General features: G+C 38.4%; 21 protein-coding genes, 1 tRNA gene and 1 pseudogene. 4 read left to right on the top strand and 19 right to left on the bottom strand.

Going from position 1 to position 19319, the window contains the following annotated elements; translation table 11 throughout:
• Positions 1-158: 158 nt before the first annotated feature.
• From ruvX to BMF77_RS08290, 4 genes are all read right to left on the bottom strand, one after another.
• Positions 159-659 carry a Holliday junction resolvase RuvX gene (gene ruvX / locus BMF77_RS08305; protein WP_148762043.1) on the bottom strand — a complete coding sequence of 167 codons (501 nt, stop codon included), beginning with the start codon at positions 657-659 and terminating at the stop codon, positions 159-161.
• Positions 637-1881 carry a GNAT family N-acetyltransferase gene (locus BMF77_RS08300; protein ID WP_148762041.1) on the bottom strand — a complete coding sequence of 415 codons (1245 nt, stop codon included), beginning with the start codon at positions 1879-1881 and terminating at the stop codon, positions 637-639. Before BMF77_RS08300 ends, ruvX begins: the two co-directional genes overlap by 23 nt.
• A gap of 225 nt (positions 1882-2106) precedes the next feature.
• On the bottom strand, positions 2107-2319 hold the full coding sequence (locus BMF77_RS08295; RefSeq protein WP_148762039.1) for a hypothetical protein: 213 nt from the start codon (positions 2317-2319) through the stop codon (positions 2107-2109).
• Positions 2320-2492: 173 nt separating this feature from the next.
• Positions 2493-2930, bottom strand: a complete 438-nt coding sequence (locus BMF77_RS08290; protein ID WP_148762037.1) for a DUF29 domain-containing protein — start codon at positions 2928-2930, stop codon at positions 2493-2495.
• 272 nt (positions 2931-3202) lie between these two features.
• Here BMF77_RS08290 and BMF77_RS08285 point away from each other — a divergent pair, with 272 nt between their 5' ends.
• Positions 3203-4951 carry a M61 family metallopeptidase gene (locus tag BMF77_RS08285; protein ID WP_148762035.1) on the top strand — a complete coding sequence of 583 codons (1749 nt, stop codon included), beginning with the start codon at positions 3203-3205 and terminating at the stop codon, positions 4949-4951.
• A gap of 263 nt (positions 4952-5214) precedes the next feature.
• Here the strand turns inward: BMF77_RS08285 and BMF77_RS08280 are convergent, their stop codons facing one another.
• The 8 genes from BMF77_RS08280 to argF all read right to left on the bottom strand — a co-directional run bounded on the left by BMF77_RS08280 (position 5215) and on the right by argF (position 10636).
• Positions 5215-5955, bottom strand: coding sequence for a 2-phosphosulfolactate phosphatase family protein (locus BMF77_RS08280; protein ID WP_148762033.1), 741 nt, complete (start codon positions 5953-5955; stop codon positions 5215-5217).
• Positions 5956-6119: 164 nt separating this feature from the next.
• Complete coding sequence (locus BMF77_RS08275) at positions 6120-6500, bottom strand: DUF423 domain-containing protein (protein WP_148762031.1); 381 nt, start codon at positions 6498-6500, stop codon at positions 6120-6122.
• 8 nt (positions 6501-6508) lie between these two features.
• Positions 6509-6991, bottom strand: a complete 483-nt coding sequence (locus tag BMF77_RS08270) for a hypothetical protein (protein WP_148762029.1) — start codon at positions 6989-6991, stop codon at positions 6509-6511.
• A 110-nt stretch (positions 6992-7101) separates the two neighbouring features.
• Complete coding sequence (locus tag BMF77_RS08265) at positions 7102-8583, bottom strand: DNA phosphorothioation system restriction enzyme (protein WP_148762027.1); 1482 nt, start codon at positions 8581-8583, stop codon at positions 7102-7104.
• Positions 8584-8631: 48 nt separating this feature from the next.
• Entirely contained in the window at positions 8632-8757 is a 126-nt protein-coding gene (locus tag BMF77_RS28595; protein WP_256370341.1) for a hypothetical protein, read from the bottom strand.
• A complete protein-coding gene (locus BMF77_RS27785; protein WP_246863093.1) occupies positions 8702-8845 on the bottom strand; it encodes a hypothetical protein in 144 nt (47 codons plus the stop codon). Before BMF77_RS27785 ends, BMF77_RS28595 begins: the two co-directional genes overlap by 56 nt.
• A gap of 81 nt (positions 8846-8926) precedes the next feature.
• Positions 8927-9532, bottom strand: coding sequence for a transcriptional repressor LexA (gene lexA / locus BMF77_RS08255; RefSeq protein ID WP_015080837.1), 606 nt, complete (start codon positions 9530-9532; stop codon positions 8927-8929).
• 183 nt (positions 9533-9715) lie between these two features.
• Complete coding sequence (argF, locus tag BMF77_RS08250; RefSeq protein WP_015080838.1) at positions 9716-10636, bottom strand: ornithine carbamoyltransferase; 921 nt, start codon at positions 10634-10636, stop codon at positions 9716-9718.
• A gap of 229 nt (positions 10637-10865) precedes the next feature.
• Between argF and BMF77_RS08245 the strand changes: the two genes are divergently transcribed.
• A tRNA-Thr gene (locus tag BMF77_RS08245) sits at positions 10866-10937 on the top strand.
• 265 nt (positions 10938-11202) lie between these two features.
• On the top strand, positions 11203-12300 hold the full coding sequence (locus tag BMF77_RS08240; RefSeq protein WP_148762025.1) for an integrase: 1098 nt from the start codon (positions 11203-11205) through the stop codon (positions 12298-12300).
• Between the two features lie 176 nt (positions 12301-12476).
• Here the strand turns inward: BMF77_RS08240 and BMF77_RS27780 are convergent, their stop codons facing one another.
• The 5 genes from BMF77_RS27780 to BMF77_RS27765 all read right to left on the bottom strand — a co-directional run bounded on the left by BMF77_RS27780 (position 12477) and on the right by BMF77_RS27765 (position 15074).
• Positions 12477-13154, bottom strand: coding sequence for an IS630 family transposase (locus BMF77_RS27780; protein ID WP_246863152.1), 678 nt, complete (start codon positions 13152-13154; stop codon positions 12477-12479).
• Positions 13049-13531: a helix-turn-helix domain-containing protein gene (locus tag BMF77_RS27775; RefSeq protein WP_246862970.1), complete on the bottom strand. Its 483-nt coding sequence runs from the start codon at positions 13529-13531 to the stop codon at positions 13049-13051. Before BMF77_RS27775 ends, BMF77_RS27780 begins: the two co-directional genes overlap by 106 nt.
• A gap of 44 nt (positions 13532-13575) precedes the next feature.
• A complete protein-coding gene (locus BMF77_RS28590) occupies positions 13576-13710 on the bottom strand; it encodes a hypothetical protein (protein WP_256370340.1) in 135 nt (44 codons plus the stop codon).
• A gap of 375 nt (positions 13711-14085) precedes the next feature.
• Positions 14086-14799, bottom strand: a complete 714-nt coding sequence (locus BMF77_RS08225; RefSeq protein WP_246863092.1) for an IS1634 family transposase — start codon at positions 14797-14799, stop codon at positions 14086-14088.
• A complete protein-coding gene (locus tag BMF77_RS27765; protein WP_246863091.1) occupies positions 14742-15074 on the bottom strand; it encodes a hypothetical protein in 333 nt (110 codons plus the stop codon). Before BMF77_RS27765 ends, BMF77_RS08225 begins: the two co-directional genes overlap by 58 nt.
• A 180-nt stretch (positions 15075-15254) precedes the next feature.
• On the opposite strand from BMF77_RS27765, the gene BMF77_RS08220 reads away from it, so the two are divergent.
• Entirely contained in the window at positions 15255-16943 is a 1689-nt protein-coding gene (locus tag BMF77_RS08220; RefSeq protein WP_148762023.1) for an IS1634 family transposase, read from the top strand.
• A gap of 334 nt (positions 16944-17277) precedes the next feature.
• On the opposite strand, the pseudogene BMF77_RS08210 reads toward BMF77_RS08220, so the two are convergent.
• Together BMF77_RS08210 and opcA are read right to left on the bottom strand one after the other, a co-directional pair.
• Positions 17278-17451, bottom strand: a pseudogene (locus BMF77_RS08210) (DUF4277 domain-containing protein); the annotation flags it as partial.
• 493 nt (positions 17452-17944) lie between these two features.
• Entirely contained in the window at positions 17945-19318 is a 1374-nt protein-coding gene (gene opcA / locus BMF77_RS08200; RefSeq protein WP_148762020.1) for a glucose-6-phosphate dehydrogenase assembly protein OpcA, read from the bottom strand.
• Between the last annotated feature and the right edge of the window lies 1 nt (position 19319).

Below are 19319 nucleotides of genomic sequence, written 5' to 3'. Positions count from 1 at the left end.
AATACTCTTATATATGGAAATCATTGAACCGCTAAATGACAGCCGATGTCAACCATAAATTGAGAGATCCAACTGACGCTCTCAGGTCTAAAGACACTGAAATCATTAAGATCAAATAAATGATCTGTAATAGTTTTTAGAATACCATTTAAAAGGGATCACTCATCGGTAAATGCTACCGATCTCTGTACCGAACTCCGTCTAGCATCTAGCCATTGTTGTAAAATCAATGCAGCAGCCTTGCGATCAATTAAACCCTTATTCCTTGATGGGGAGCGATTCTCAGCTATTATCAGTTGTTCCGCTTGATAAGAAGTTAATCGTTCATCCATATATTCTAAAGGAAGTTTCAGCGCATCCGCCAATCTAGCCGCAAATTTCTGGACATGACGGGCTTGAAACCCGATAGTACCATCCATTGAATAAGGTAAACCAACAACGAGAATTTGTACCTGTCGCTCATTGACTATTTGCTGAATTTTCTCTACATCTTCGATAAAAGACTTGCGCTCAATTGTCGTTATACCCGTGGCAATTAACCCAGTCCCATCACATCCAGCTAAACCGATGCGTTTACTACCAACATCCACACCCAAAGCGGAAATAAATGATTTTGATTGCTGTTGAGAGATCACGCTATTGTTGCTCCTGGGATTCATCTGCGGCTGAATCTGATGGACAGGGTATATCCATGTTAGGATTTTGATGAGTAGAAGCCACAATTTCTGACTGCATTGGTATAGCCCTTTCTGGATGCACCTGCTGAGTTTGCGGCATCCATGACATCCCCCCAGGGATAGGTTTCCGGGTTGGTTGTAGTCCTTGTAACATTTCCTGCCACTGAATCCCCTCTAAGGAGACAAATTTCGATTCTCGCAGTTTATGCCAAACTGAGCGAGACATGATCAGGGTATGTTCTTTGCGTTTAGCCCCAATCCGCTCTAAATATTCTTCTCTTTCTGGTTGATAGTCTGAAGAAGCTAATTGTAATCCTTGTTGAGGAAAATCTTGAGCAATGCGGGCTAATTGAGACAATAATTCAGGATACAACCAAGTATAAGCCGGATGAACTGTAAGAGTTGCTACATGAGGATTTTCACCTGTGCGATCAAGTTGCACCTGAAAATAACCAATGGCTGCTTTCCGCTGGGGTTCAAAGACATAACCACTCACAACTTCAGTTTTTGTCATCCACTGCTTGAGAGCATCAATAATAGCCCCAAACAAAGTCGTTTTAAAGTCGTGGGTGTGTCGATCAAATACTTGCCTTACCAAAGGTGGCATTGATGCTGTATCCAGTTGATATAGCAACGGAGCATCAGCATTACTCACCGGTAAGAGGTTGGGTAAATCTGGTTCAGTTTGAATTAATTCCGCTAATAACTGGGGACTAATTTCCCAGTATGTCATTTCTGCTAACCGTTGAAATCCATTGTGGCGATACAGTGCTAAGGCATCAACGTCATTGATATTAACTTCTAGTATCCATGTTCGCGCTTCTAAAATTGATTCAAAGCAATGGCGCAGTAGTTGTGAACCTACTCCCATTCTGTCGCCAGTCCCTGCTAACATCACCCGATTAATTCGCCAAGTGCTGCGGGTTCGGTTAAATGGTGATACTTGAATCATTCCCAGTAGTATCCGTCCCTGTTCGGCAACATAGCCCCAGAAGCGATATTGTAATGGGTTGGGAAACCAACTTAAGAATTTGAGTAACCCATACCAGCGTCGTAGCCATTGCATTTGCCGCATGGCCGCACCAGCCTCTTGGGGAGAAAGATGGGACAATGATTCTTGAGTTAAGCAATCAATTCCGTCCAAATCCCTATGTTGGACTGGTCGGATAACAACGCTGAGGTTTCGAGGGAGTAGTGAAGTCATGTTGATTCAAGCCGCCATTTAACCTTTAAAAAATAGGATTGGTGATGTGATGCTGCAATCATTTTAACGGCTTTTTTTCTCTTAGGTCTTGCTCCCAAAGAGTGATTTTTTTAAGTGACCACGTAAAAAAAATATAAAAAGCAGAAACCGTGATTATACCTTTGGGGTGAAAACCACAATACCTGCTTCTATTCTAGGATAATTCTACTCAAAATACTTTTAAATCTATAGACCTTGGCGAGAAGCGAATTTTTCAAAGTCGGCTTGGGTTTGATGAAGTAATTGTTGACGACTATCTGAAATTACTTGTTTGCAGTTGGGAACCAAGTTGGGAACCAGATTTCGAGCTTGTAGTGCCATGTGCATTTGTAGATGAGCAACGTATTCACTTATATCTTGGTTGTCTACAGTTGCGCCCGTTAGTACATTTGATTCCATTGCCACTGGGTTCTCCTTGATAAATTTGGTGTAATTGCTTTACTAGACTAGATCAGAAGTTATCATTTTTTTTACTTAACTGCCTAATTTCGCAATGAAGTGTAATGATTGGGAAGGAGGGAACAGCCAAAAATCAAGATAAATAACCTGATTTTTTCCCAAATAGAAATTTTCTAATCCTCCCAAAGTGTATAAGTTTCGTTAAAAACCTCATCCCAACTTAAAGCAATAATATCTGGTTTCTTGCCCATTTCATCTCTAGCATCCTGTTTTGCAGTCAGAAAACACTTGTTCCAAATTGATTCCAAAAAATCTCGATTGAGACTTGGCATTTCTTCTTGACTGGCAGTAATTTCTGCCCTAGCTGAACGAATAGAAATTACCCAACTAGCACTACGTTTTTCCGGTTGACATTTCCACTTAATTATATGCAGTATCAATCGAGTTAATTGACTAATTACTGCTCTTTTTTCTGATCGCCCCATAGACTCGGCTAAACTCTCTAAAATATCATCAACTTCTTTCATTTTCCCCTCCTCTAGCAGTTGTTTTGCTTTTACTACAGCTAAATATGGTGATTGAAAAACCAGTTCGTCATAAGGTACTGTCATAATTAATAACTCCTTGGCTTGTTTTTTTTCCAAATCTTGCATAAAAGATGGTACTGTTTTAACAACTTATACAAAAAATATCCTTTTGTGATTAGATACAATCAGCAAAGACCTCCACTCTAAGAGTATTGTAGGTTTACAAATCAGTCAATAATCTTGGTTTACATAAAATCATCATAAACACATCATATCATTAATTTTATATGCCTATACTTGACGATTAACGATAGACTGTTGATTATGGATAAGTAAATCAAAACTCAACACACAAAATGATTTTAGAACTCTCTCCACAAATTCATTACTTGGTGGGAATGTCTCAACCAGAAACCCATTTATTTGAGGTGACTTTACACATTGTTAACTATCCGTCAGCAGTTCTCGATTTAAAAATGCCAGTGTGGACTCCTGGTTCATATTTGGTGCGGGAATATGGCAGACATTTACAGGATTTTGCGGCTTTTGCGAATAATCAACCCTTATCTTGGCATAAAGTTAGTAAAAATCATTGGCAAGTAGAAAAAGGCAATACTTCAGAAGTAACTATTCATTACCGTGTATTTGCTAATGAATTAACAGTAAGAACAAATCATTTAGATGCTACTCACGGTTACTTTAATGGGGCAGCTTTGTTTTTTAGAATCCCTGGTTGGGAAAATTTCCCCATGCAGATAAGGGTAATTCCTGCTAAGGATCAATGGCAAGTAACTACTAGTTTACCAACATTCGCAGAAACAGTAAATACTTTTTTAGCGGCAGATTTTGATACTTTAGTTGATAGTCCTTTTGAAGTTGGTTGTCATCAATTATATAATTTTGAAGTCTTGGGTAAACCCCATGAATTAGCAGTTTGGGGAAAAGGAAATTTTCAACCAGAACAAATGATTGCTGATTGCCAAAAAATTATTGAGGTAGAATCACAAATGTTTGGTGGTTTACCTTATGACAGATATGTATTTTTTCTGCATTTTCTTCAGCAGGGTTTTGGTGGTTTAGAACATAAAAATTCTTGTTCTTTAATTTATCAAAAGTTTGGATTTCGGACTGTGGATAAATATGAGCCATTTTTGCAATTGGTGGCCCATGAATTCTTTCATTTATGGAATGTTAAAAGAATTCGTCCTTTGGGGTTAGAAGTGTTTGATTATGATCAGGAAAATTATACACCATCTTTGTGGTTTTGCGAGGGAACAACCAGTTATTATGATTTAATCATTCCTTTACGGGCAGGTATTTATAAAACCAAGGCATATTTAAACTATTTGAGTAAGGAAATTACCAGATATTTGATGACTCCAGGACGAAAAGTTCAACCTTTGTCGGAGTCAAGTTTTGATGCTTGGATTAAACTTTATCGTCCAGATGCTAATAGTGGTAATTCTCAAATCTCCTATTATATCAAAGGGGAAATGGTGTCACTTTTATTAGATTTATTAATTCGCGTTCATCACGGGAATCAGCTTTCTTTAGATGATGTAATGCGGCAAATGTGGGAGAAGTTTGGAAAGGACGAAGTTGGTTATACTCCCGAACAATTAGAGGGTGTGATTGAGTCTGTAGCGGGTATGGATTTAAGAGATTTCTTTAAACGCTATCTTCATGGTTTGGAAGATTTACCTTTTAATCAATATTTACAACCTTTTGGTTTGCAATTAGTCGAGGAAAAGAATGAAGAACCTTATTTGGGTGTGAGGATAAATACTGAAAATGGACGGGAGATAATTAAGTTTGTGGAAGCGGGTTCACCGGCACAATTTGCGGGAATTGATGCTGGGGATGAATTGTTAGCGATTGATGGGATTAGGGTGGGAAATCAATTAAATGAACGCTTGAAGGATTATCAGGAAAATGATTCTATTCAAGTTACTGTTTTTCATCAAGATGAATTGCGGACTTATTCCGTGACTCTAGCTGCATCAATTCCTAGTAAGTATCAACTTAAAGTTGTCGAAAATCCTTCTTTCACAGAAATGGAGAATTTTGCCGGGTGGTTAGGTGTACCTTTGTCGAGTATTCAGTAATATTAATTGTCTGAATCAGGATGTCCAGGATTTCAGGATTAATTGTCTGAATCAGGATGTCCAGGATTTAAGGATTAACAGGATGAAATATTCCAGATTATTATGTTTGATCTAACAGAGAAGAGAGAGGTGAAGAAATTTTCTTTCTTTCTTCTTTCTTTCTTTCTTTCTTTCTTCTTTCTTCTTTCTTCTTTCTTCTTTCTCCTGACTCCTGACTCCTGACTCCTGACTCCTGACTCCTGACTCCTGACTCCTGACTCCTATTAGTTATTTTGACTTTTTAATACTCCTAGTTCTGTTTGAATCGCTAAAATATCTAAAGTATCAGTTTGGGAACAATATTTCAGGTCTTCTAAACATTCTAAGCGTAATAATCGTTGACCATGACTAGCTTTGTGTAATAATCCTAATAGGTCATTTTGCCATTGGGAATAAAGAGCGATCGCACTAACCACTTCATCATTACCACTAATTTCTTCTAGGGGACAATTAGTTTGTTGCCAAATACTATGAGCGATCGCCCCCGCACATACTGTATCCTCTAAAGAATAACTTCCTTCCCAGCCAGAACCAACAATCCAGACTGTTTTCGGTTGCTTTTCTAAAAGAAATTTAACTACTGCTGCCCGATTAATCAAAGCTGCTGCGAGAACAATGGGGGCGTTTTGTATCCGCTGTAAAGCCCTTGTCCCATTGGTGGTACTAATAAATAACCTTTTTCCAGCAACTAATTCGGCTGTGCAATCTAAGGGTGAGTTACCCAACTCAAAACCAGCTACTTTAGCACCACCCCTTTCTCCAGCCCTAAGTCGCTTGTCTGAAGGCCATTGTTCACTCACTGTCATCAGTTGATCTAAATCGCTGAAAACCTGTACAGCTTCACCTCCAGCGGCTAATACTGTGGCCATTGTACTAGTTGCTCGCAGAACATCAACAGCGATCGCACATTCTGGAACTGTATCATTTGGGGTCAATTCGGGAGTGTGATATATAAATATCTTCACGTGCTGGCTACACCTATTTCATAAGACTGTGGTAATATTCTACCTACTTGATGTCACCAACTGATGATACTATTTTCCAATAGATAAGAGAGAAAAGGTAATAGGTCAGAGGAAACGGGGAATTTTAAGTGATAATTTAGACTCCATTTCCCATTTGCTACTGATTAAAACTTGATGGTTGCACCAGCTACAGCTAAAGCAGCCCAACCCAGCATTAATGCCAATCCTCCCAATGGGGCAACTGCCCCTAAAGACTTGATACCTGTTAAACTGATAGCATATAAGCTACCGGAAAAAATCACCACACCAATAATAAATAACCAACCACTCACTAAAAGCGTCGTTGGGGGATTTTCTAAACGACTCATGAGCATGGCGACTAACAAAAGTGCCAGAGCGTGGTACATTTGATAACGAGCGCCAGTGTCAAATATTTCTAAAGAGCGCTCGCTAATTTTTTCCCGCAAAGCATGAGCGCCAAAAGCACCACCAGCAACAGACAAACCGCCAAAAATGGCGGCTATAGTTAAGAAAAATTGTGTCATCTGACCTATTAAACATCAAAATGATATGATAAAGCCCCTTCTTCGGTGACTTGAAAATTCGCATTGAATTCTTTAGCTTTCTTATCTAAATATTGTTTAGCTTCCGCTGCTGGTAATTGAGACTGCATAGCAAAACTTAACAAAGTTACTCGTCCTTGATTTTCTAGTAACATTTGATAAAACTGCGCTTGTAATTGTTCACTGTTTTGCTGCTTTAAGGCTTTTTTCTCTTGTTGACTTTGTTTATACAATCCTAATGCTAACCAACTCCCCAATATCGCACTAGGAACACCAAAAATTATCCCTCCCACGATAGTATCTTTACTCTCCTGAGCCGCATTGGGAGGTGAAAATACCTGTTCTCCCTCCACAGGATATACTGTTACTCCTGACTGCGCCGATTTATCTATTATTTCTGATACTGATATCGCCAAAAACATGAATCCGAGTGTGAGTAACCAACCAGCAGCCAGTTTTTCAGCCGTCTTCATAGTTCTACTTCAGATTTAGACATTGCTTGTAATTTTAACCTCACTTACCTCAAGCTTCCACTAAATATTGCGAATTGTTGAGGTTTTTTTTGGGGAGTTTTTTAACTTTGTTAAATATCTAATAACCCATATCTTTTTTGCAATGCTAATAACTTCATTCTTGCTTCCCCAGCATTATCCGCTAAATCAGCAAATTCCACAAACCTCTTTAATTCCTTCTTTAATAAATTCCGTTCTACTTCAATAGTTTCTCTATCTAAATCTGGCGGTAAAACAATCATATCAAAAATTGTTGCCCGTTCCTTCCCAGGGTGAGGACGCAAAACCCGTCCCCGACGTTGGATAAATTGCCGGGGATTTCCCGAACTTGATAAAATTACTGCGGTTTGAATAGCGGGAATATCCACACCTTCATCTAAACACCGAATTGCGACTAAACCCTGTAATTCTCCACTTTCAAATTGACGACGTAAAATTTCTCTTTCTTGCAAAGAAGTATTTGCTGTGTAGGTACTGACTTTATAGCCTAATTCTCCTCCCAAAATTTGAGCAACAGCTTTGAGTTGACGCAGAGAATAACGTTGTCCAATTTCTTGAGAACCATCACTACAATAAAACAATGTATGGGTAGTTTCTCGACGAGTTGCCATTAACTCTTGTAAGGCTGTTAATTTATTTTCCGCAGTGCCAACTAACCGCGCCCTTTGCATTAACAATGATTTGATATCTTCGTTGTCTTCAAAATCTCCCATTTCCCCCATATCTCGATCTCGATAAAGGAGAGAGCGCCCAATTTTTTTGGTTAATTTTAAATAAGCGATACTCTCCGTTTCTGTCAATTCTACCAATACCGGATTATAGATATAATGAACTAATGCACCTTGAGAAATCGCATCCTGTAAACTAAATTCAGGTTGGAGAATATGACCAAAATAATCTAATAAAGATTCTGTACCATCATCATCAAAATATCTTTCTGGTGTGGCTGATAAACCTAGACGTAAACCCACATTTCGGGGTAAACTTTCCTCTAGTTTCGGTGCGCCTAAATTATGCGCTTCATCACCAATAATCAACGTTTTCGGCGGAAAATATTTAAGTTGCGTCTGAAAACCATCACCAATTAAAGTCGAGTTAGTGGTAATTATCGTCACGAAATCTTGAGAACCAGAACACAGATTATAGATTTGTGTAGAAAGTTGACTTTGCCAACTGCGTAAATTATCAAAGGCTAAAATCGGCTGTAAGTTAAATTTCTCACATTCTCTGCCCCACTGGGTAACAAGATGACGATAGGGACACACCACCAACAAGACTTGTAAACCAATTTGCTGGTACAATTCGCAAGCGATCGCTAATGCAGTAATAGTCTTACCACTACCAGTAGCCATTTTTAATGTCCCCCTACCATGATTAGCAAACCAGCTAGTCACAGCTTGGCGTTGATATCCCCGCAATTGCAGAGATAAAGGCATTTTTGGACATCCCGGTAATGATTTCTTGATTTGATAATTGCCCTTTTTCTCCCCCGCATAAGGTAACTTGAGTTTAAAAGTAGGCAATTTCGGTACTGCATTTCGCGTTAGGTACATAAATTGGTAATTGGTAAGAATCAGTAGTTACTTGTTTTTTATTTGCAACTAACAACCGACAACTGACAACCGTACGGGCGAAGCATTTGGAGAACTATTTTTGGCAATGATCGATAATTTATCTTCCAAATGCTTCGCCCCTACCGACAACTGACAACCGTACGGGCGAAGCATTTGGAGAACTATTTTTGGCAATGATCGATAATTTATCTTCCAAATGCTTCGCCCCTACCGACAACCGACAACCGTACGGGCGAAGCATTTGGAGAACTATTTTTGGCAATGATCGATAATTTATCTTCCAAATGCTTCGCCCCTACCGACAACTGACAACTGACATCCTTTAGTTATAATTACGCCAAATACCCACCAAAGAACCTTGCACTTCTACTTGCATAGCCGATACTTCTATGGGATTGTAATTAGGATTTGCAGGTTTGAGAGTAACAAGATCATCATGGCGGTAAAAACGTTTTAAAGTTGTACCGTGTCCTTCCACTCTCGCAGCCACGATAGTCCCATTTTTCAACTGGTTAGGTTCAGCAACAGGACGCAAAAATACCACATCACCATCTGCAATCAAATCTTCAATCATACTATCCCCAGCGACTCTTAAAGCATAGCTTTGAGGTGGTAATGATAAATTAGCCAAATCCAAATGTTCGACGGCATCTGTGAACGGTTCAATCAAACCACCTGCGGCAATAGTTCCTAAAATTGGTACACCTTGTTTAACAGGATGAAGTATCCGCAAAGTTCTCGCCCTACCTAAATTCCAGCCAATGTAACCCTTATTGCGTAAATGTTCCAACCGACTTTGAATGGGTGCTGGAGATTTCAAATTCATCCCTTCCATCATTTGGCGAATCGAGGGAGAATGTTGATTCAACCTGATATATTCAACCAACCATTCGTATAGTTCTTTTTGAGGATCTGTGAGACGTTCCATAATTTTATCGGGAAGTAAATAATAAATGCCCATAGAACATTGGTACTACAAAAATCTTCCCTTAACAAGCTTTTATTAAATATTTATGGTAATTGGTAACTAATAGGGAACAGGGAACAGATAAAAATTTAACCAATTACCCATTACCAATTACCAATTACCCATTACCAATTACCAATATTGTTATTTTGCCCCAAGAATACTTGCAAGTAAAGCTTTTTGAGCGTGGAGACGATTTTCTGCCTGGTCCCAAACCCGTGATTGTGAACCTTCAATTACTTCTTCAGTAATTTCTTCACCACGGTGGGCTGGTAAGCAGTGTAAAACAATTGCTTCTGGATCTGCAAGACTTAATAATTGTTCAGAAATTTGATAAGGTTGAAAAACAGGGAACCGGTTATTTGCCTGTGTTTCTTGTCCCATACTTGCCCAAACATCAGTGTAAAGTACAGATGCACCTTTAGCTGCTGCTTCGGGATCATGGGTTAAGAGAACTTCAGTTTTTTTATTGGCTATTTCTCGAGATTTTTCCACAATTTCTGCATCTGGGGAGTATCCTGACGGAAAAGCTATTCTGATATTCATTCCCACCAAAGCACAACCCAACATCAGGGAATTAGCGACATTATTACCATCACCGACATAGGTTAAAGTTAAACCTGCCAAAGTTCCAAATTTTTCTTGAATGGTGAGTAAATCAGCCAATATTTGACAAGGGTGTTCTAAATCTGTGAGGGCATTAATTACAGGAATTTTCGCATACTTCGCAAAAGTTTCCAACTCCTGTTGAGCAAAGGTGCGAATGGCTAAAACATCCAAATAACGATCTAACACCCTAGCAGTATCCTGGATAGGTTCTCCTCGACTTACCTGAGTGACATGAGGATGAAGATCAATTACCTGTCCCCCCAGTTGATACATTGCGACTGTAAAACTCACTCTAGTGCGTGTTGAAGCTTTGGAGAACAACAAACCCAAAACTTTATTACAATGCAACTTGAGTTTTTCCGACTTTAGTTGAGTAGCCAATTCCAGAAGTTCTTGCAGTTCCCCAGAACTCAGATCCGCTAGACTTAATAAATCTCTGCCTATTAATGCTGCCATGCTTGATTATCTATAAAGAACAAATGTTTCTGCGCCTTTGTATAACCGTGTCACCAGGAATACTCCAATTGCACTGTACCAAATATTTTTGCATCAATCTACAACCTAGCGGCTAGTTTTGCCGATTTTTGGCAATCAGAAAAATATTTTGCTTACCCCCTAGACAAATCATGTCCTCATGTTATAATATGAAATCGGTGAGGCAATCAAAAACCTTCTTACCAAAATCGCCAGCATAGCACAGTGGTAGTGCATCCGACTTGTAATCGGAAGGTCGTAGGTTCAAATCCAACTGCTGGCCCTAACGAAACCCTTGAGAAATCAGGGGTTTTGTCGTTTCTACCCATGAATTCTATTTTATGGAATCTATATTTAGATATGCTGGAATATGCTGGAATATATAGGAACGTAAATTTAAATTAAGTAAGTCGGCCCAATAAAATCGATATATGTTTAGTTTTGTAAAAACCGTGAAACACCCTATTTATAAGGTATTCGTTAATTTATATTTCGTTACATAGATTGATTTTTTAACGCCGACCTACTTAGTTCAAAATTAGTTCAAAATGGATAGCAAATGGACTATCGAGGAAGTCAACGCAAGGCTAAAAGCGGGTAAGATAGGGGTTGCAGTTTGCCAACGTGGCGACAAACTTTCCCTCCGCGCCACATTCCCGCCCAAATCAGGAACAGGCAAGCCTCACCAACAATATTTAGCTTTAGGCTGTTATGCCAACCCTGCTGGTTTGCAATTTGCAGAAGCAGAAGCCAAAAAAGTAGGGGGGCTACTGGCACAAGGAAGATTTGAATGGTCAGAATATCTTGATCAGGGGTTACAATCGGCACCGATCAGCAGTGCCAAAAATTGGATACAAAAATTTGAGGTAGATTATTACAGTCGTAGGGGTAAAAGCCCCACTACGGAAACCACATGGAAATCAGACTACCTACCAGCTTGGCGACTACTAGGAGATGAACTTACGCCAGAGGCAATGTTAGCAGCCGTGGCTCAAGTACCGGCTAATACCAGAAAGAGAAAACTGGTGTGCGAAAAGTTAATAGCACTGGCAAAATTTGCAGGACAGCCCATAGACCTTAAACCCTACATCGGTAGTTATGGGATAGGGGAGACAACACCCCGCTATATCCCCAGTAGGAAAGAAATAGAAGCCAATAGAGAACTTTTAAAAAATCATTGGCAATGGGCTTATGGCATTTTGGCAACCTACGGGCTAAGACCGCACGAAGTATTTTTCTGTGAAATCTCCCCAGAACATCCATACCTGCTAAAAGTCCTACGGGGGAAAACTGGTTACAGGGAGGTTTACCCCTACCATCTGGATTGGGCAAAGAACTGGGAACTGTGGCGACAGCAAGAATTACCATGCACCGCACCCACGCTCAAAGAATATGGACAGCGAGTAACTAAAGCATTTTCTCGCGCAAACATCCCTTTCACTGCTTACTGTTTGCGCCACGCCTACTGCATTAGATTATCCACAGAATACAAAATCCCGGTGGCGATAGCGAAGCGCTGCTGCAAGCAGTTCGCTGCTAGTTGGGCGGGTCACGAACCGGGAGTGTATCTAAAAACTTATCAAAGATGGATTGGAGAATCTGAAAAACGACGGGTGTTTGAGGAAAGTATTAAAACACCAGACTAAACCACTTTTTTGCCAGGAACTTTTTTGTGAGCAACTCTTTTACTGGGACTCAAACCAAGTTTTTTCTTACAGTTTTCGATATGAAATTGATAATTCGGTTTGACCCGCCCGTTTAATCTAATATCTCGATAGTCTAAGTAGGTCGGCGGAAAAGTTTATAACTATGTAACGAAAAGTTAAGAAGAAGTATGTTCGTTAAATTTAATACGTTCTGTACTGTATTGTCCTTTTTCTCCCCTGGCTTTAACCCCATTCATTACGGCATAAGCAAGGTCTAACTCGTCCTCAAACATTTGTCCCGATAGTTCATCTTTTTTGAGATGCTGCCATTCCAATTCAATTGGATTCATTTCCGAGCAATATTTGGGCAGAAAGAAGATATATAAGTTCTGACTCTCCCATTTTGACCATAACTGTTGCACTTCCTTACATCGGTGTATTGGACCGTTATCCTGCACTATCACTCTTATTCGTCCGTTTTTTTCGGCTTCTTGCGCTTCTTGTTCCATCATTTGGATATAAGATTTGCGATTAACACCACCAATAACTAAACCGTAAACAAAGCTAACCTCATGTTGAATCAGCCCAATAATGCTTAATCTCCGTCCACGACGCTTTGTTTGTTCTAAATGTTTTTGCTCACCTCGCTGATAATATGTATAACTTGGTTCGCTCCACATACAGAACCCTGATTCATCCAAATATTTCAAGTCTATTTCTCCAGCCGCCGCAGATAGTGTCAACATCTCTAAGTCTGCTTGCTTAATTTCTCTGTTTTTGGGGTCTTGTTTTCCTTTGTGACTCTTTCTAGCTCGTTTCCAAATGACCCCCTTTTTTTGAGTACCCGTCTTAATCTGTCGGGACTCAATTGAATTTGGCGTTCGCTTTCTAATTTTTGAGCTAATTGAACACTGTTATATGTTCGTGGTTCTTTTTTTAGGCATTCTTCCAAAAATACTATGTCTTCTTCACCATACTTTGGTTTACACCCTCGACCAGGTAGTTCCCAAAGTCCTTCTATACCCTGTTTTTCCCATTTATGTAAGATTTCTCTGATTGTTTGAGGAGTCCAGTCAAAATGAGCAGCTATTTTTTCTACATACCAACCATGTGAATTTAACCTAATTACCTCGGCTTTATCTTTGACTTTTTGCGGCAAATCCCTTGTTCTTAGGTTCAACAGGGTTTTATCTTGCTCACGAGTTAAAAATACCCTTAAACGAGCACCCATATTTTAATCACCTCACTAGATTTATTTTCCGTATTTACTTATCTTTACATAGTTTGGTTTCTTTGCGCCGACTTACTTATACCTTCTTTGAAAAATCCTTCACGAACAAATTTTCTTAGTTGGTCACAAGAAATTAAACTCAGAGATTCAGCCGCTTGTTTTGTTCTTTGCCATTCCATATTCAAAACTCCTAATTGTTAATTGTTAATTGTTAATTCGATCCCACATTCCGCACCCCAAAATGTTACAGAGGGAAATTACGGAGATGAAAATCAAAGGGAGCATCAAAACAAACAGATAAAGTGAAAAAAGGCATTTGAGAAACAGTAAATCACCAAAAATGTCATCAAAATCTATTCTCAATAAGAAGCAATAAGAATGCACACCACCTGGAGAGGTCAATAGATAAGTGAAAGAAGATATTCAAGAAACAATTATAAGTTAGACTAATCAATTAAAGTAAAAAACGAAATTATAGACATAGTAAAATGGAGCTATAAATCAAAGAGATTAGCTCATCTTTACAAGAGAAATTAAATTGATAGAGATGATAATTAGCTGACTAATTGATAGTAACGTAAACAATCATCTGGTAAAAGACTCAAGATAAAATCTCTGTCCTTATTCCAATTAGAAATATGTTTCTCCTGATTGAGTGTAACCAAATGAATACACTGAAAGCATTGAAAAATCCAGCGTAAAGTAGGACGATTAGTTGCTTTGCCTAATTGATTTTTAATTGTTGATTTAGACTCCAAAAGAGCATTTCTAATATGACGTTGAGCCAAAGTATAAACCAGTAGACATAAACCCATAATCATTCCCAAAGACTCTATTCTCTCAGGACTTTTGAGGAAAATACTGTCGGCAAAAAATAATGGGTCTTTGAGAAAACCAAACCCCCTCTCACATGACTGCTGGGCTTTATATTCACTTAGCATAGAATCATTGCTTAGTTCCTGTGAATCTAAAACATTTGTCGCAATAATAAAACGTCCCGCACTCAGCAATTCTGTATTAATTTTACTTTCATCCTGGGAGACTGTAGCTGATATTTGATAGGATATTTCTCCTGAAGTATCTTTTTTATTAGATTCGATTTGAGTAACAATACTTACGTTAATTTGGTGATATTTGAATTGTTTTGATAATTTTGATAATGCCTTGATAGCATCTGCAACACATGCAAATCTCTCTTGTGATAATTTTTTCAAATCTTGCACAGCTTTTGATTCTGCTTTGATAACTTTGTGTGTGAGTTTACGCAAGTCTGATTCTCTTCTCTCCATCTCTGTTCTATTCCGGCATAATTTTCGGTTTTTGATGCTAATTTATATCCTGGTATTGCACTATCAATCAATTCTGATTCTGGTATTGTTGATATTAATGATTTTGCTGTTTTTATGCTTAATGGTACTCGACATAACCACTGTAAATCTGACATCATTTTCAGGTTTGATTCTGTATATAAGGCGCAGTCAGCTACTATGAGACTATTAACTTCTAATTGTTTGTGATATTCTACTGCTATTTTACCCCACATTCCGCACCCCAAACTGTCACAGATCAAAAAAGCCCTTAAAGTAGTACATAATAACTAAAGTCAATTCAAAAATTAAGATGCTTAATGAGAATAAGTAGCATTAAAAGGGACGTGGTGTGATAAAGTGAAACTTGGTAACAAAAGAAAAAAATGAATTGATAACCAAATAAGAAATAATTGATGACAACAGAAGTATTAGAGGAAACTGTTGTGAAATTAAAACCTCAAGAAATAGAAATTGAGAACATAGACCATCTAGGGATAGTAGCAGGAATCATAGATTCAATCGGAATAGTAGAAATAATAAATGAATTAATAGGAGTCGAAAAAGACGAAAAAGTAAATGCAGGTCAAGTGGTAAAAGCCATGATAATAAACGGGTTAGGATTTGTCTCCAAACCGTTATATATGTTTCCCCAATATTTTGAAACAATCGCCTGTGAGCATCTAATAGGAACAGGAGTAAAACCAGAATATCTTAACGACGATAAATTGGGGAGAGTCATGGATAAACTGTTTATAAAAGGCTTAGATACAATCTTTTTTATCATAGCCTTAAAAGCTGCTCAAAAATTTGGAGTATCACTATCAACATCACATCTAGACTCATCATCAATGCACGTGCATGGGCAGTATAACACTAGCTTACCATTCGTAATATTTGAGAGTCAAAAAGTAGGAAATAACCAAGAATTAGAAGAATTAGCAGTAAAATCACCAAAAGAAATAACCATCACCTACGGTTATTCCCGTGACCATAGACCAGATTTAAAACAATTCATCATAGAAATGATATGTTCAGGAGATGGAGACATCCCAATATTTTTAAAACTAGCATCGGGAAATCAAGCAGATTCATCATGTTTTGGTCAAATAGCAGTAGAATATCAAAAACAATTAGAAGTTAATAGTCTCATGGTTGCTGACGCTGCTTTATATACAGAATCAAACCTGAAAATGATGTCAGAATTACGTTGGTTATGTCGAGTACCATTAAGCATAAAAGCAGCAAAAACATTAATATCAACATTAGCAGAATCAGAATTTATTGATAGTACAATACCAGGATATAAATTAGCATCAAAAATCCAAAATTATGCAGGGATAGAACAAAGATGGTTAGTAGTGCAAAGTCAAGAAAGAAAAGAATCAGACCTGCATAAGCTCACACAAAAAATTACCAAAGCAGAATCAAAAGCTGTGCAAGATTTGAAAAAGTTATCACAAGAGAGATTTGCATGTGTTGCAGATGCTATCAAGGCATTATCAAAATTATCAAAACAATTCAAATATCATCAAATTCACGAAAGTACGGTGACTCAAGTAAAATCTAATAAAAAAGATACTTCAGGAGAAATATCCTATCAAATATCAGCTACAGTCTCCCAGGATGAAAGTAAAATTAATACAGAATTGCTGAGTGCGGGACGTTTTATTATTGCGACAAATGTTTTAGATTCACAGGAACTAAGCAATGATTCTATGCTAAGTGAATATAAAGCCCAGCAGTCATGTGAGAGGGGGTTTGGTTTTCTCAAAGACCCATTATTTTTTGCCGACAGTATTTTCCTCAAAAGTCCTGAGAGAATAGAGTCTTTGGGAATGATTATGGGTTTATGTCTACTGGTTTATACTTTGGCTCAACGTCATATTAGAAATGCTCTTTTGGAGTCTAAATCAACAATTAAAAATCAATTAGGCAAAGCAACTAATCGTCCTACTTTACGCTGGATTTTTCAATGCTTTCAGTGTATTCATTTGGTTACACTCAATCAGGAGAAACATATTTCTAATTGGAATAAGGACAGAGATTTTATCTTGAGTCTTTTACCAGATGATTGTTTACGTTACTATCAATTAGTCAGCTAATTATCATCTCTATCAATTTAATTTCTCTTGTAAAGATGAGCTAATCTCTTTGATTTATAGCTCCATTTTACTATGTCTATAATTTCGTTTTTTACTTTAATTGATTAGTCTAACTTATAATTGTTTCTTGAATATCTTCTTTCGCTTATCTATTGACCTCTCCAGGTGGTGTGCATTCTTATTGCTTCTTATTGAGAATAGATTTTGATGACATTTTTGGTGATTTACTGTTTCTCAAATGCCTTTTTTCACTTTATCTGTTTGTTTTGATGCTCCCTTTGATTTTCATCTCCGTAATTTCCCTCTGTAACATTTTGGGGTGCGGAATGTGGGCTTGACCTGCATTTACTTTTTCGTCTTTTTCGACTCCTATTAATTCATTTATTATTTCTACTATTCCGATTGAATCTATGATTCCTGCTACTATCCCTAGATGGTCTATGTTCTCAATTTCTATTTCTTGAGGTTTTAATTTCACAACAGTTTCCTCTAATACTTCTGTTGTCATCAATTATTTCTTATTTGGTTATCAATTCATTTTTTTCTTTTGTTACCAAGTTTCACTTTATCACACCACGTCCCTTTTAATGCTACTTATTCTCATTAAGCATCTTAATTTTTGAATTGACTTTAGTTATTATGTACTACTTTAAGGGCTTTTTTGATCTGTGACAGTTTGGGGTGCGGAATGTGGGATCTATTGACCTCTCCAGGTGGTGTGCATTCTTATTGCTTCTTATTGAGAATAGATTTTGATGACATTTTTGGTGATTTACTGTTTCTCAAATGCCTTTTTTCACTTTATCTGTTTGTTTTGATGCTCCCTTTGATTTTCATCTCCGTAATTTCCCTCTGTAACATTTTGGGGTGCGGAATGTGGGTTTTAATATTTAAAACAGGGAACAGGGCAGAAGCAGAGGGCAGAAGCAGAGGGCATGGGGAAAATATTTTCCACTGACAACTGACAACTGACAACTGACAACTAACCCATTACCCATTAACTACTTGCCTAACTTAATAGTGTTGCCAATTGCAGTTAAACTGTCTTCAAATAAAGCCTCACGTCCCCAGCGTTGTACTTGTTGACTTAACAACGCTTCGGCTTTTTGTTCAGAAAGAGAAGTTACTTGTTGGAACAACCCAGACGACTGAGCGCCTCCATGAGTTTCCATTCGCATACAACCGCCAGTTTCCGAACAAATCACAGTTCCGCAATTAGCTTGAATATTAGTAGAACTCAAACGCAAACCAATTAAATCACCGATAATTTCCCCCATATCAGCAATGGGAACACCTGCTAACTCAGCTTCTATGTGTTTTTGGTCTTGAGACAGGAACTGAATCGAGGTGATATCATAATCACCGTTTTCCTGTTTATAGGAAACTGGCTGCCATTCTAAGCGATTAGCTAACCAACCCAAATACAATAAGGCTTGAGCAGCATTGCCTTTTTCATAATCAATATTGACACGATCAATTTCTCTAAGAGCAGCGCGACGATTAGGCGCATCATAAGCTTGTGCTGTTAACTCCTGCCATGCTGACAACCGCCGCCAATTCAAATCAGCCAAAGGTATACCAGATTCTACTAACTTCTGCAAGCTGAGTAAATCATCTTCTGGTGTATTAAAGTTGCAAGAATCAACAATGACATTATTACAAACTGCCGCTAATCGCTTAAACAAAAGGTTGGCAGCATCTGGTGTAGTTTTCCACCAGAGGAACTTAGGCAAACCACCAATTAACAAAGCGGGAATCATGCCCCCAATCCGTTCTAAAGCCGCAGCAGTACCAGTGAGAGTAATATATTCACAACAGACAAGAGTGCTAGAAGATTGCTTTTGAATTGGGCAATAGGCAGAAACTTGTGCCTTTACCCCTTCATCATCCCCAGCAATGGGACATAAAGCAATGATCCGGCAAGGGTTGCGAATGGCAATTTCGTCAGCAATCGTGGGACTGGTAGGACTGAAAGTATAGCCTTTTGCTGCACCATGACTATCTCCATTCGGTCCGGTGTGCTGCTTTTGGAAATATTCAGCCCGTAAAGCAGTGAGAGTTTCTGCTGTCGCACTACCAGTTTCTGGAAGATGATGCTTTTTTTGTAATTCCTGCAATGCTGTTTTAGTTTGTGGTCCGAGAATACCATCAACCGGACCCTTATAAAAGCCTGTTGCAGTTAACAAATACTGGGTTTCTTCAGGTTCGTAAACCACCAAAGTAAATGTTGTAGCGCGGGTAGCGGCAGGTAAACCACCGTCGTCCCCCTGAATACCGTAACTTTGCCAAACTTTAGTGAGTTCCACCTCAATTTCGCTGAGAGAAACATCCTTGGGCGCTTGCAAAGAAAAAATTGTCGGTGCTTGGGAAATCATA

Source organism: Dolichospermum sp. UHCC 0315A (assembly GCF_008121535.1).
Classification (GTDB): Bacteria; Cyanobacteriota; Cyanobacteriia; order Cyanobacteriales; family Nostocaceae; genus Dolichospermum; species Dolichospermum lemmermannii.
Note: the sequence above shows the minus strand (reverse complement) of the source record. Positions and strands in the feature narration are given on the sequence as shown.